This is a genomic window from Myxococcaceae bacterium JPH2, from assembly GCA_016458225.1.
Lineage (GTDB): Bacteria > Myxococcota > Myxococcia > Myxococcales > Myxococcaceae > Citreicoccus.
In genome coordinates, this window is record JAEMGR010000002.1 from 21,018 (window position 1) to 35,001 (window position 13,984).

General features: G+C 69.9%; 11 protein-coding genes. 5 read left to right on the plus strand and 6 right to left on the minus strand.

What is annotated here, in order from left to right; genetic code table 11:
• Nucleotides 1-14: 14 nt before the first annotated feature.
• Complete coding sequence (locus JGU66_04515; GenBank protein ID MBJ6760015.1) at nucleotides 15-623, minus strand: CoA pyrophosphatase; 609 nt, start codon at nucleotides 621-623, stop codon at nucleotides 15-17.
• A 14-nt stretch (nucleotides 624-637) separates the two neighbouring features.
• Nucleotides 638-1,531, minus strand: coding sequence for an undecaprenyl-diphosphate phosphatase (locus tag JGU66_04520; protein ID MBJ6760016.1), 894 nt, complete (start codon nucleotides 1,529-1,531; stop codon nucleotides 638-640).
• 125 nt (nucleotides 1,532-1,656) lie between these two features.
• Here JGU66_04520 and JGU66_04525 point away from each other — a divergent pair, with 125 nt between their 5' ends.
• Complete coding sequence (locus tag JGU66_04525) at nucleotides 1,657-2,127, plus strand: hypothetical protein (protein ID MBJ6760017.1); 471 nt, start codon at nucleotides 1,657-1,659, stop codon at nucleotides 2,125-2,127.
• Nucleotides 2,128-2,305: 178 nt separating this feature from the next.
• Here the strand turns inward: JGU66_04525 and JGU66_04530 are convergent, their stop codons facing one another.
• The 3 genes from JGU66_04530 to JGU66_04540 all read right to left on the minus strand — a co-directional run bounded on the left by JGU66_04530 (nucleotide 2,306) and on the right by JGU66_04540 (nucleotide 7,125).
• A complete protein-coding gene (locus JGU66_04530) occupies nucleotides 2,306-2,986 on the minus strand; it encodes a hypothetical protein (protein MBJ6760018.1) in 681 nt (226 codons plus the stop codon).
• A gap of 38 nt (nucleotides 2,987-3,024) precedes the next feature.
• On the minus strand, nucleotides 3,025-5,769 hold the full coding sequence (locus tag JGU66_04535) for a CHAT domain-containing protein (protein ID MBJ6760019.1): 2,745 nt from the start codon (nucleotides 5,767-5,769) through the stop codon (nucleotides 3,025-3,027).
• Between the two features lie 111 nt (nucleotides 5,770-5,880).
• Nucleotides 5,881-7,125: a glycosyltransferase gene (locus JGU66_04540; protein MBJ6760020.1), complete on the minus strand. Its 1,245-nt coding sequence runs from the start codon at nucleotides 7,123-7,125 to the stop codon at nucleotides 5,881-5,883.
• A gap of 222 nt (nucleotides 7,126-7,347) precedes the next feature.
• Here JGU66_04540 and JGU66_04545 point away from each other — a divergent pair, with 222 nt between their 5' ends.
• Both JGU66_04545 and JGU66_04550 read left to right on the plus strand, forming a co-directional pair.
• Entirely contained in the window at nucleotides 7,348-8,181 is an 834-nt protein-coding gene (locus JGU66_04545) for a class D beta-lactamase (protein MBJ6760021.1), read from the plus strand.
• Between the two features lie 71 nt (nucleotides 8,182-8,252).
• Nucleotides 8,253-9,548 carry a hypothetical protein gene (locus JGU66_04550; GenBank protein MBJ6760022.1) on the plus strand — a complete coding sequence of 432 codons (1,296 nt, stop codon included), beginning with the start codon at nucleotides 8,253-8,255 and terminating at the stop codon, nucleotides 9,546-9,548.
• A 129-nt stretch (nucleotides 9,549-9,677) separates the two neighbouring features.
• On the opposite strand, the gene JGU66_04555 is transcribed toward JGU66_04550, so the two are convergent.
• Nucleotides 9,678-10,856 carry a methionine adenosyltransferase gene (locus JGU66_04555; protein ID MBJ6760023.1) on the minus strand — a complete coding sequence of 393 codons (1,179 nt, stop codon included), beginning with the start codon at nucleotides 10,854-10,856 and terminating at the stop codon, nucleotides 9,678-9,680.
• A gap of 230 nt (nucleotides 10,857-11,086) precedes the next feature.
• Here JGU66_04555 and JGU66_04560 point away from each other — a divergent pair, with 230 nt between their 5' ends.
• Both JGU66_04560 and JGU66_04565 read left to right on the plus strand, forming a co-directional pair.
• Nucleotides 11,087-11,677: an ABC transporter substrate-binding protein gene (locus JGU66_04560; protein ID MBJ6760024.1), complete on the plus strand. Its 591-nt coding sequence runs from the start codon at nucleotides 11,087-11,089 to the stop codon at nucleotides 11,675-11,677.
• Nucleotides 11,678-11,795: 118 nt separating this feature from the next.
• Nucleotides 11,796-13,952, plus strand: a complete 2,157-nt coding sequence (locus JGU66_04565) for a site-specific recombinase (protein ID MBJ6760025.1) — start codon at nucleotides 11,796-11,798, stop codon at nucleotides 13,950-13,952.
• Nucleotides 13,953-13,984: the final 32 nt, after the last annotated feature.

Sequence of the window (13,984 nt, forward strand, 5' to 3'; positions counted from 1 at the left end):
CGGGGGCCGGCCCGCTACGGCCGCCCGAACAGCGCCGCGACATCCGGCACGCGCGCGACCAGATGCAGCAGCTCGCGCACGATGCGCGCGGTGGCGCCCCAGATGACGTGCGAGTCGTACGTATAGAAGTACAGGTCGTGCTCCACGCCCTGCCAGATGCCGCGCTCGGTGCGCAGCAGCGCGGGGTCCATCAAGCGCGCGAGCGGCACCTCCAGGACGAGGTCCACCTCGGCGGCGCTGGGGCGGTACTGGCCGTTCCCCGGGATGACGCCCACGAACGGGCGGATGCGATACGCGGAGGTGGTGGGCGTCTCGTTGAGCATGCCGAGCACGCGCACGTCGCTCCGAGCGATGCCCAGCTCCTCCTCCGTCTCGCGCAGCGCCGTGTGCAGTGGGGTAGCGTCCTCCGCGTCCCGTCCACCTCCGGGGAACGCGTACTGGCCCGCGTGCGTGCGCAGGTTCGCGGGCCGCCGCGTGAAGAGCATGTGCGCCACGCCCTCCCGCTCGAACAGCGGCACGAGCACGGCCGCCTCGCGCAACGCCACCCCGGGCAGCTCGAAGGACCGCGCTGGACGCGTCGACAGCGTCGACTCCAGCGCATCGAACAGCGCTTGCACACCCACGGCCACGCCCTCTCTCAGTCCGTGACTTGCTTCTCGACGGGGGGCTTCAGGGGCGACTTCGCCGTGTCCACGTTCTCCACGCCCGACATCGGCTGGAGCACGCTCATCTTCAGCAGCACCAGGAGCACCACGCCCAGCACCACGCGGTACACGATGAACACCATCGTGGTGCGCGTGCGCAGGAACTTCAGCAGCCACGCGATGGCGGCCATGCCGGAGACGAACGCCACCAGCGTGCCCGTCCACAGCGCCACCGCGGAGGGGCGCTCGGTGGCCTGAAGCAGGTGCTTCAACTCGAAGAGGCCCGCGAGCCCCGTGGCCGGAATGGAGAGGAGGAACGAGTAGCGCGCCGCGTCCTCGCGCTTCAGCCCGCGCGACAGGCCGCCCGTCAGCGTGGTGCCCGAGCGCGACGAGCCGGGAATCAGCGCGAGCGCCTGCCACAACCCGACGGCGATACCGTCCGCCCACGTCATGTCCGCCACGGTGCGCCGGTGCGACGCGCGCCGCTCCACATAGAGCAGCACCAGCGCCAACAGGATGAGGCTGCACGCGATGACGTAGAGCGAGCGGAACTGCGTCTCGATGAGCTTCTTCAGCCCCAGCCCCAACAGGCCGATGGGCAGCGTGCCCACGAGCACGTACCACGCGAGGCGGGACTCCTGCGTGCCGAAGGGCTCGCGGCGCCACAGGCCGCGGAAGAACGCCGCGCCCAGCTCGACGATGTCCTTGCGGAAGTAGATGAGGACCGCGGCCACCGTGCCCAACTGGATGACGGCGGAGTACGCCGCGCCCGGGTCGGGCCAGCCGAACAGCTCCGGGGCGATGCGCAGGTGCGCGGTGGAACTGATGGGAAGGAACTCGGTGAGGCCCTGGACCAGGCCCAGGACGATGGCTTCGAGGAGGCTCATAGGGGCGCGGGCGCCAGGGATATGCCCAGGCCTGCTCGCCAGCAAGGGCGAAGCATCACCCCGGAGACGAGGTCCGGTACTCAACGCCCCGGCGAGAGGACAGGGCGGGTAGGCTCCCGGCACCCATGCCTCCCGCGCCCCTGTGTCCCTGCTCCTCCGGCCTCCGCTATCGCCAGTGCTGCGCGCCCTACCACCGGGGCGAGGCCGAGGCACCCGACGCCGAGCACCTCATGCGCAGCCGCTACAGCGCCTTCGCGCTCCGGGAGGTGGCCTATCTCTGGAAGACCCTGCACCCGGACCACCCGGACCGCGCGCGCCCGGAGGCCGAGGCACTCCGCGAGCTGCGCGCCTCCGCCGCGGCGCATCAGTACCCCGGGCTGGTGGTCATGGACCGACAGGCACCGGACGCCTCGGGCGTGGCCCGCGTGCTGTTCTTCGCGAAGGTGTTCGAGAAGGGCAAGGACCGCTCCTTCGTGGAGCGCTCCGACTTCCGCCATGACGGCACCGGGTGGCGCTACGTGTCGGGCGTGGGGAAGCTCCCGCGCGAGCTGCCCGTGCCCCCCGAATCGCTCACCCTGGCGACCTTCCCCGCGTAGCGGAAGGCCGCCGTCAGGATTTTCCCGCCGGTTCGTGAAGGAGCGAGCTGCCCGGCCGAAGAGGCCCTACACGCCCTGGTAATCGCCCTCAAAAGCGAGCACGGTTCGAGTCCGTCCTGACCTGGAAAGGTCACCCTAAAAAGGTGGCTTCTTCACTCGGGCAGCACCCTTTTCTCCCTCATTGGTCCGCGCGGACGCTCACCGTGTTGAGCGCCTTGGCAGCGCCCCAGGCCAGCTCCTGGAAGGCCGCCCGCTGACGACCGTTCCACCAGCCATTCGGGTTGTCGGGATCCTTCGGCGGCTCATCGCCAATCTCGCAGTGCGTTCCCGGCGCCACGCACGTTCCACCCGTTCCTGACGTGCCCGCGTCCACCCCGCCCGGAGCGGTCAGCTTCGCGTTCGCCGCGCCTGGCACATCCTGGAGCAGGGCCTGGGCACACGGGTCGAAGAGCACCGGCGGCGTCAGCGTCATGGACGGCCGGGGCTTGACCGTGAGGATCCGCGTGTACGTCACGAGCGGCACCCCGGAGGCGTGGACCTGCGAGGTGAACGCGTTGCGCGTCGAGCTGCCCCCGCCCACGTAGAACGTGAACGCGCGGTGGTTCGCGTCGACGCCCAGCGCGATGTACGCCCCCGTCGTGGGGCAGTACCCCATCACGACCTGGGTCGTGGACTCGAGCGGCAGCGACGGCACCTCACGCAGGCCCCGCAGGACAGGAGGGCTCGGAGCCCGGCCTGGATCCGCGCACGTGTTCTCGGGAGGGCGCGAGGTCTCGGTGCCCTCGGGCCGGTTCTCGAACAGCGCGCACCCGCTCCCCATCCATGCGCACAACACCACTCCCCACAGCAGCTTCCTCATGATGTCTCCCCTCCCGTCACGAAACCGCCAACGACAACTCAATCAAAGACAAGCACCGACCGGGCCCAGGTCGACGGCGCGCGCGCCATCCACTCCAGGCGGGTGTCACGCAGGGCGATGGCAGCAGGCTGCCCCTTCGCGATGCGACCGCGGACCGCGTCGAAGAACGGCGCCGCCTCCGCGTCCGGCACATCCACCGTCGCGGCGAGCACGGTGCGCGCACCGGCCTCGATGAACGCCGTGGGCAAGCTGAAGCGCTCGTACATCCACGGCGCCGAGCGCGCCGCGCGACACGCCCCGAGAATGACCAACGGCTGCCCATGCAGCCGCGCCGCGCGCACCTCTCCCGCCGTGAGCGCATAGCGCCCGCCCGACTCCGGGGACAGCACCAGCAGCGACGCCTCCGACAAGCTCGGGTTCACCAAGCCATGTGCGTGAATCTCAATCTCCGTCGCGTCCGCCATGGACTCCAGCACGCGACCGGGCGTCGCCTCCGCGCCGGACAGCAGCGTCACGTCCTGCGCCGAGGACCGCCAGATGCCCAAGGGAGGCAGTCCCAGCTCGGGGGGCGCATCCACGTTCGCCACCACCAACCGCCGCGAGCCACCAACCGATGTCTCGCTCACGGCGGGATGCGCGCCGTAGTAGGCCCACGCGACGTCCTCGGGCAGCAGGCCCGCGCGGCCGTGCAGCGGGGGGCGCGCCACCACCTCCACGCGCTCGCATGAGCGCAGCGCACCCACCCAAGCGGCTGGTATCAGTCCCCGCACGTCCTCGCCCAACGGCGCCGTGCGCGATGCATCGAACGCTCCGCGCAAGCTCCCATCGGGCCCGCGCATGACCACGAGCGTACGCTCCAGGTCCGCGCTCACAGCCAGCGTGCAGCGCCCTGGGAGCGCGGTGCCCAGCTCCTCGCCAAAGAGGGCCTCGGCCCGCGCGAAGTCGCCCGCGCGCCCCGCCGCGTAGAGGAGCGCCGCCTGGCTGTAGGCGCGAGCCTTGCGCGCATCCACGTTGTACTCGGGCAACTGGCGCGCCTCGTCCACCGCGCGCCGAAGGAGTGCCTCGCCCTGGGCACGGTCCTTCCCGACCAGGTAGTTCCCCTGGATGTAGCGCGCGAGCACCCGCTGCCCCGGCTGGAGCTTCCCGTCCTGGAGTCGCGCCTCCAGTCCCGCCACGAGCCGCGCGTCCTGATCCGCATCCGGACTCAGCCGAGCCAGGTCCGCCAGCGTGTCCGCGCCCACGAGCGACAGCGGCCCCGGGCAGGACAGCGCCTCACGCATGCTCGCGCGGGCGCCCTTCACGTCCAGCTCGCGCAGCAGCGCGTACGCATCATTGGCTCGCACGAACTGGCGCGTGGCGCAGTCGTCCGGTCGGCGCAGCAGCACCTCGTCCAGGTACGCCACGGCCAGCGCGGCGTTCTTCTGGAACCGCGCGAGCTGACCAAGCTGCATGAGGTAGCGCACCTCGCTCCACGAGCCATCGCCCCGGTACGCCGCCCGCGCGGACTCCACCGCCTGGATGGCCTCGGGCACGCGGTGGAACTGGCGATACAGCTCACCGAGCGCGGAGTAGATGGGGCCGCAGCGATAGCCCAGCGGTTGGACCTCGCATCGCGCCGCCGCGCCGCGCAGCACCTGCTCGGCTTGGAGCAACTGTCCCTGGTCCGCGATGGACGCCGCGCGCTCCTGCTCCGCGAGCAACACGAACCACGGGTCGCCCACCTGTCGCGCGAGCGACGCGTACTCCTCCAGGTTCGCCGCGACCTCGCCATTCGTGACGAGCGCCCCCATGAGCAGGTCTCGCTCTCCCGCGCGGCGCAGCTCCGTCAGGAACGCGGGCATTCCTCCCGGCACGGGGCGCTTGAGAGACAGCTCCCGGTAGCGCTCGGCCAGCGGCGCGCGCACGCGGAAGTCCCGCGCCTGCGCCCAGCGAAGAGCATCGCGCAGCGCCGTGCCACCAAAGCGCGCATCCAGGGCCTCCGCCATCGGCCCGAGAGTCCTCAGCCGCTCGACCGAACCGGCCGCGCGGATCGCCTCGTAGAGATACATGCGCATGAACCCGGGATGAGCGCGCAGCGCGTCCGAGGGCACCGTCGCCGTGCCCTCCACCAACGCCTTGCCCATCGCCATCGCCTGACTCCAGCCCTGTCGCTCGGACGCCAGCCGGTCGCGCAGCGCCTGGGCGCGCGCACTGGCTTCCTGCGCCCAGCCCGTCTCGCCCAGGGCCGCCACGGCCTCGAAGCTCCGAGCAGCCAGGGCCCACAGCTCCAGCTCACGCAGCACGAGCCCGCGGTTCCACAGCGCCTGCGCGTGGCGCGGCCGGGTCCGCAGCACACCGTCCAGCAGCGTGAGCGCCTGGGCCGGGTCCCGTCGGTCCAACGCGATCAACGCCCGGTCACACGCCACATCCGGCGAGTTCTCCGCCTTCTCCAGATATGGGGCCGCCAGCGCCGCCTCGCCGCGCACGAGATAGGCCACGGCCAGTCCGTGCACGTCGCCTTGCGATTCCAGCCGGGCCAGCGCTTGGAGCGGAGGCGGCGGCACCGGGGTGTTGCCCGCCCGCATCGGTCCATAGGGACGGTAGACATCCGCCGCCGCGAGGCTCACGCGCGCCTCGATGACCCGCGAGGCCGCATCCGCGCGCCACAGCGCGGGGTCCGCGGGCGCCCCATGGCCCCTCGCCGAGAACACCCACCAGAAGGTGCCCGCGCCCGCCGCGAGCACCAGGACGAGCCCCACCGACGCCCAACGCCACCCTGCCTTGCGAGCCTTGTTCGCCGACACGTCAGTCCCCTGGCCGATGCCGCAGTCCCTGCCTCCTCAACGGAGGGGCTGAGCAATCTTCCCGGAGACGCTACGAAGGTTCTCCCGTGGTGGCGATATGCGCGAGGAATCTCAGCGCGAACACGCCGCCGTCGGCCGCAGGTGGAAGCGCGCCTCGAAGCCGTTGAAGAGGTCCAGGTACTGCTCCAGGTAGCGGGTGAGCAGGAAGCGCTCGCGCACCGTCTCGCGCGCCCGCTGGCCCAGGGTGTGGCGCAGCGCGGGGTCTCTCAGCAACTGCACGATGCGCTCGGCGCACTGCTCCACCGAGTCCACCAGGAAGCCGTTATGGCCATCCTGAATCTGGTGGCGGATGCCGCCCACGTTGCCGCCGATGACGGGCGTGCCCTTCCACATGGCCTCGGTCACCGTGAGGCCAAAGCCCTCGCGCAGGGACTTCTGCACCACGACGGCCGCGCGCCGCTGGAGCGCGTTCACCAGCGCGGTGTCCTCGCGGCTGAGCAGGAGGATGCGGTCCGAGCGGTGCCGGTGCAGGTGGCCGTAGACCTCCTGACCCTCGGGGTCGTCCGCGGCCATGTTGCCCAGGAGCACCAGCGTGCAAGGCACCTGCTCACACGCGAGCCGATACGCGGCCACCACGCCCTCGGGATCCTTCCAGCGGTCGAAGCGCGACACCTGCACCACCAGGGGCAGGTCCGTGGGGATGCAGTGGTACGCGAGGCGCTCGTCGATCTCCTTCTCCGTCAGCTCGCGGTTCTTGATGGAGAACGGATCAATGGCGGGCAGGAAGAAGCGCTGGGGGATGGGGAGGTCCTGCTCGTACTCGGGGATGGTGAGCACGGCGGCGTCGTACGCATCCAGGAACGGCTTGAGATAGGCCCACAGTGTGGGGTCGGGCCGCGTCAGGTCCACGTGACAGCGCCACACCCAAGGGCCCCGCTTGCGGCTGTGCTGCACGATGGGCAGCGGCTGCGGGTCATGAATCACGACGCGGTCATGGTCCAGCCGGTTGCGCACGGCGTTCTCGTAGACGACCTCTTCGTAGATGCGGCGCTTGCGCGACGTCAGGTCGATGCACCCACCTTGCAGCGCGTTGTGCATCTTCTTCGTGATGTTGAAGAAGTCCGGCGGGCCTTGGATGACACGCCACTCGGTGACGAGCCCCACGCTGTTCATCAGCAGCGTGAGCGGAGAGAGCAGCTCCGCCACCCCGCCGCCGTAGTACGTGGAGTTGACGTGCGCCACGCGCAGGTCCTGCAGCGGGCGCGCCTTGCTCAGGATGCGCTCCACGGCCTCGGCGCCGATGTAACGCTCATAGTCAGCCACCTGGACCAGCCGATGCACGGTGGAGGTCGTCATGGGCCCATCACTGCGTTCGGAGATGGGACACCGCCACCGCGCCCTTTGGGAAACGCCGCCTCGCGCACAGATGGGCCGAGCAGGACCTGCGAGGTGTGGCCCGCAGACCACTCCATCGTGTCGCACCAGCCACGCTTCCCCCCGGAAACTGGCCGCCCACGGCTGGCGCATCCCTTGCTTCGCGAGCCGCGCCTCACGTTCTCCAATCCGGGAGTCCCTCGCATGGCGCAGCGCCCGCTTCAGCTCGTTCGATGCATCGTCCTCATTGCCCTCGCGAGCACCGCATGCGCCACCGGCCGGCCCACACCCATGCGACTCGCCACGAACCATCCCGGCTGCTTCGGGCTGATGGACCTCGAAACGGGCGAGGTGGCCTTCAACGATGCGGCTCGCTGCCGTGAGCGCCTGACACCGGCATCCACCTTCAAGGTCCCGCACGCGCTCATCGCCCTGGAGGCGGGCGTCGCCACGCCCGACGAAGTGTTTCCGTGGGACGGCGCCCACCGCTCTCTCGAGGCGTGGAACCAGGACCAGACCCTCGACACGGCCATGCGCCGCTCTGCGCTGTGGGTCTTCCAGCGTCTGGCCACCCGGCTCGGCCGCGAGCGCGAGGAGGCGTGGCTGAAGCGCTTCGACTACGGCAACCAGGACGCCTCGGGCGACATCACGAAGTTCTGGCTCAACGGCCCGCTGCGCATCTCCGCGGAGGAGCAGCTCGCCTTCATGGCGCGCATGTACCGAGGCCAGCTCCCGGTCAGCGCCCAGACCTTGAAGACAGTGCAAGGCATGCTCGTGCAGCGCGCGGACAGCGTGGCCCACGTTCGGGACGGCATTGACCTCGCGGGCCCTTGGAAGGACGGCGCGGTGCTCAGCACCAAGACTGGATCCGCGCTGAGCCCCGAAGGCAACGTGACGTGGCTGGTAGGCCACGTGGCCACGCGGCATGGCGCCTTCGTCTTCGTCAGCGAGGTCCAGACGCCCACGGGGCCCCTCCCCTCACCCCATCCCGCGCTGGCCGCCGCCATCGCGTCCCTGCGCGCCCAGGGACTGCTGTGACATCCTGGCTGCGCTCTCGTGGCACGACCTCCGGGAGATGCTGTAGCCCTCACCCATTGCCTGGGTCCCTCATGCGCTCTGGACTCTTGTTCGCCGTCCTCGTCCTGCTCGCCTCGCCCGCTGGTGCCACCCCGCCGACCTTCCTGCAGCAGGTGGAGACCTACGCGCACGACCGAGCCTTCACGGTGCAGTGGCTCAATGACTACCAGCTCGATGAAGACCCCGCGCTGGAGCACGTCGCGTGGCTCTGCCAAACGACCGCCAATGGTGGCCATGACGCCCTCTTCGTCGTCGAACAGGACCCCGGCATCTTCTGGAGCCTGCACCCGAACCTCGAGGGGTCCGAGGATCCGTGCCCGGAACCCAAGCCCGTGCCCCCGGGCCCGCCCGCCACCCAGCTCCAGCTCGTCGTGAACCTGCCCAATGACGCGGGCTCCGCGATAGGAGGCGTCGCGTTTCGTGAAGGAAAGCTCGTCACGATCTCCCGCGGGCAAACCCAGGATGTCCGCAACGCCCTCGCTCAGTGCGGCGACAGCCAGTCCTGGGCCTCACATGGCGAGAACTGGGCAGAGATGTTCTTCACGCAATCGAGCTGGTACCAATGCCTGAATCGGGACCATACAAACCTCGCATTGCCGTCGACCATTCGGGATCGCAGGGGCGGACTGATTCCGGTGCTCGCCACGCCCCCACGCACGCCCGTCCCCACGTACAACCGGCTCATCCGCGTCCCCAAGAACCAGCGTGAAGGGGAGCACCCCCATGTGCAGGTGGGCGCGCTGTTCATGGAGGCACCGGACCGCGTGCGTCTGCGCATCCACGTCACCGACGACGTGACGATCTTCGCCAGTGCCAAGATGGGGGACAAAGCGCTGCTCGGCACGGATCATCTGGAAATCTGGTGGTCGCCGATGAACCCCGCGCCCGCGACGGGAACGACGCGTCAGCTCGCCGTGGCTCGCACCGCGAACGGCGCGCCCGTGGTCCGCTGGCTCTTCCCGAAGCGCTTCACCGAGCCATTGCCTCACGTGGAGATGGACGGCGATGACTTCCTCGTCGACCTGACCACCGGGCACCTCGGGCTCGTTCCCGGACTGAAGGACAACTGGTCCCTGCCCTTCACGGTCGTGTTCTCGGACTCGGATGCCGTGGGCGCGGGGCAGCAGATCCTGATGGGCACCAGCATGCTGAAGTGGAACGACGCCACCACCTTCGGGAGGCTCATCGCCCTGAAGGGGCTCACCCGCTATCCCATCATGCCGAACGACGACGAGCCGGAGTGGAGTGACGTCCCCATCCCTGCCTTGGAGCCCATCCCGCTCACCGAGGCGGGGCTCCCCGCACCGCCCTCGCCGCCCAAGCCCTGAGCCTCATCTCGCGTGGTGCCTCGCTCACGGGTCGCTGAAAGCACAACGCGCCCGCCCCCCTTCAGGAGCGAGCGCGTGGGCTTCAGCGAAGCGAGGCGCGCGAGCCCAAGGCCCGCGCCCCTGCGTGTCTCAGACCGCCTTCAGCCGGGAGGACGCCGCGCCACCGGCCGCGTCACGCAGCGCATCCTTCTTGTCGGTGCGCTCCCAGGTGAACTCCTTGTCGGTCCGGCCAAAGTGACCGTACGCGGCGGTCTTCTGGTAGATGGGCCGCAGCAGGTCCAGGTGCTCGGTGATCTCACGCGGCTTCAGGCCGAAGACCTGACGCACGGCCTTCGCGATGCGCTCCTCCGGAACGGTGGACGTACCGAACGTCTCCACCATCACGCTGACCGGCTCCGCCACGCCGATGGCGTAGGAGACCTGCACCTCGCAGCGGCGCGCCAGGCCGGCGGCCACCACGTTCTTGGCGATGTAGCGGCCCATGTACGCGGCCGAGCGGTCCACCTTGGACGGGTCCTTGCCGCTGAACGCGCCGCCACCGTGACGGCCCATGCCGCCGTAGGTGTCGACGATGATCTTCCGACCCGTCACGCCCGAGTCGCCCATGGGACCGCCGATGACGAACCGGCCCGTCGGGTTGATGAAGAACTTCGTCTTGTTGTCGATCAGCTTCTTGGGGAGCGCCTTGATGATGACGTCCTCGCGGATGGCCTCCTGGATCTTCTTGTTGGAGACGTCATCCGAGTGCTGCGTGGAGACGACCACCGCGTCGATGCGCACCGGGCGACCGTTGCGGTACTCCACCGTCACCTGGCTCTTGCCGTCCGGACGGATCCAGTCGTGGTTCTTGCGGCGCACATCCGCCAGCCGGCGCGTCAGCGCGTGGGCGTAGTGGATGGGGGCGGGCATCAGCTCCGGCGTCTCGTCGCACGCGAAGCCAAACATCATTCCCTGGTCGCCGGCGCCCTGCTCCTTCTTGTTGTCCACGCCCCGAGCGATGTCCTGGCTCTGCCCCTCGATGGCCACCATGACGCCGCAGGTGTTGCCGTCGTAGCCCATCGAGCTGTCCGTGTAGCCGATGCGCGTGATGGTCGCGCGGACGATCTTCGGGATGTCCACGTAACAGTTCGTCGTCACCTCACCCGCGACGATGGCGAGGCCCGTCTTCACGAGCGTCTCCACGGCGACTCGGCCCTGGGGGTCCTTGGCGAGAATGGCGTCGAGCACCCCGTCGGAGATCTGGTCGGCGATCTTGTCCGGGTGGCCCTCGGTGACGGATTCAGACGTGAACAGGAAGTCGGTAGGCATGTCTTCTCGGAGCTTGCGCTTTTCTACGACTGTGCGCGGGTCGGACAGTAAACGTGCGGTCCTAGCAGAGTCAAACCCGCAAGTGGGGCGCTACATTCGGGGGCTGCGCCCTGCGAGCAGGCGAACATCTGGCGACACTACACGCGGGGTCTGACGCTGAATTTTGTCCTGCGCCAGCCGTTCCCCTGGGCTAACAGGAACCCGCCGCTATCCCGAGGAAAACGAATCGTATGAACGCACGCTTCCGCACCTTCTCCCTGTTGGCCGCCCTCACCTTCGCCTTGCCTGCGCTCGCCGCGCCGGCCGCCAACGAGGCGGTGGTCAAGCCCGTGAAGACGGTGGTGCAGTCGGTCCGCTATGAGAAGGACCTGAAGGCGCTGGAGAACTTCGGAGGCGAGCAGCAGGGCCGCTATCTGCTCGGCGAGGACTGGGACAAGGCGACCAAGGCCCAGCGCACCGAGTTCCTGCAGCTCTTCCACACCCTCTTCGCGAAGATGGCCTTCCCCAAGGTCCGCGAGAACTTCAAGAACCTGGCCTCCATCACCTACGACGCGCCCGACGTGAACGGCGCCGAGGCGAAGCTGGGCTCCACCATCTTCATCAACCACCCGCTGAAGAAGCAGGAGATGAAGCTGAAGTACACCATGGCCAAGGACGGGACGACCTGGAAGGTCGTGGACGTGGAAGTGCTCGGCGACTCCATGCTCAAGGGCATCCGGGATGATCAGGTCCGCCCGCTCATGAAGGAGGGCGGCTGGGATGCGCTCCTGGGCGCCATGCGCAAGAAGAACCAGGAGCTCGCTTCGGTGCAGGTGAAGTAATCCAGCGAGCGTCGTGCCGAGGTGACCGGGCAGCCAGGCTCCCGGTCATCATCGAGGTTCCGAGGGATGCGCGAGGCGGGTACTCTCCGCCTCTCCCCTCACACCGAGCGCCTGGCGAATGACCGTCCTCACTCCCGCCCAGAAGCCGCCGGCCCGCAGCGCGCCCTCCGAGCGCGAGGTGGATGCCTTCGCCGTTCAATACGCGCCTCGCGCGCCTGGTCACCCCGCGGTGCGCGACCTGTTCCGTCTGCTGGAGGACATTCCGGCCGAGGGCCTGGAGGCTCGGCTCGCGTGGGTGGAGCGCTGGGTGCTCTGGCTTCGCGACCGCATCCCCGCGCACGGGCTGGTGGACGCCGATGAGCCTGGGACTTCCGCGGCGAACTCGCGGCTGGCCCTGCTGGTGCGCGTGCTGGAGGGCGAGAGCGCGATGCGCGCGACCCTCACCCGGCTGGTGTCTGGCGTGTGCGCCGGCAGTCGAGGGCTGAAGCTCTTCGCGCAGGTGGGCCTGCCCGCGGGCGATGGGTTCTTCTCCGAGGTCAGCGATCGCGTCGCGCGGCGCTTGCTGCCCGCGCCGCCCGCGCCCGGTCAGTTGTCGGAGCTGCTGCTGCGCGTCTTCCCGGTGCCGGAGGACTCGAAGTGGCTGGCGGCGTTGTCCCCCCCGCTGCTCGCGCGCTTGTCCGCCTTGGTGGGCGAGCCCGTGCCGCCCGACGTGGTGCCGGGCGCCCGCGTGCGCGCGGACCTGATGGACGCGCTGCTGTTCCTCGCGGTGCAGACCGCGGCGCAGGGGCTGGCGGAGGACGTGCGGGACCGCAGCCTGGAGGTGGCCTTCCGCGCGTCGCCCTTCCTGCGGCTGCGGCTGGTCTGCGACGCGGTGCTCGCGCGCGACGGCGCGCCGGACACGCTGCGCGAGGTGACCACGAGCGTGGCGGACTGCCGTCAGGTGGTGGCCACCGTGTCCCGGCACCTGGAGGACGCGGGCGTCAGCGTGGACCTGGTGTACCGCCTGGAGCGCATCCGCCGCGGCCTGGACCGGATGGAGGCCATCGCGCGGGTGCTGGGCGCGCCCCGAGGCGAGGCCCGCTGGCGCGAGGGCTTGGCGCTCTTGTCCAACCTGCTCGGCCATGCGCACGCGGACCGCTCGGTGCGCGCGCTGGTGCGGCGCAACGTGCGCCTCCTGGCGCGGAAGATCATCGAGCGCGCCGGGCACTCGGGTGAGCACTACATCACCGGCACGCGCGCCGAGTTCCACGGCATGGTGCACTCGGCCGCGGGCGGAGGCCTGCTGACCGCGGGCACCGCGGCGATGAAGTTCTTCCTGGGCAGCCTGTCCCTGGCGCCCTTCTTCGCGGGCTTCTTCGCGGCGCTCAACTACGCCGGCAGCTTCGTGGTGATGCAGTTCCTGGGCTTCACCCTGGCCACCAAGCAGCCCTCCATGACGGCGGCCACGCTGGCCGGCGCGGTGGGCGAGAACACCGACGAACACGGCCGCCTGGAGCGCCTGGCCGAGCTGGTCCCGCGCATCACCCGCTCCCAGCTCGCGGCGGCCCTGGGCAACCTGGGCTGCGTGCTGCCCGTGGCCGTGGCCGTGGCGCTGATATTTCAGCGCGTGATGGGCCACCCCTTGCTGTCCGCGGACAAGGCCCAGCACGTGGTGGAGTCACTGCACCCCTGGCACAGCGCCGCGCTGCTCTGGGCGGCCTTCACCGGCGTGCTCTTGTGGGTGTCCAGCGTGGCCGCGGGCTGGCTGGAGAACTTCGTCGTCTATCGCCAGATTCCAGAGGCGCTCGCGCATCACCGCGTCCTGCGGGCGGTCCTGGGCGAGTCGGGCGCGCGCAAGGTGGCGGACGGGCTGATGCACCACGCGGCGGGCGTGGGCGGCAGCGTGACGCTCGGCGTGCTGCTCGCCGTGGCGCCCGGGGTGGCGGGCTTCTTCGGGGTACCGCTGGACGTACGGCACGTGACGCTGTCGTTCGGCTCCCTGGCCTTCGCGGGGTGCTCGCTGGGGCCCGAGGCCGTGCTCGAGCCGGACTTCCTCGCCGCGGTGCTGGGCATTGGCATCATCGGACTGCTCAACTTCGGCGTGTCCTTCGCCCTGGCGCTGGCCGTGGCGCTGCGCGCCCGCGACGTGCCCCTCCGGGAGGCCCTGCGGTTCGTCCGGGTGGTCATCATCCACTTCCTCCTGGACCCTCGGGCCTTCCTCCTGCCGCCCCGGGACGAGCCGGCGGCCTCGGCGGGGGCATCCGGAATCCAAGCCTCGGAGCCCGGCGGTCACTGAGGCGTGTATTCCCGGTGACAGGCCGGCGGGCC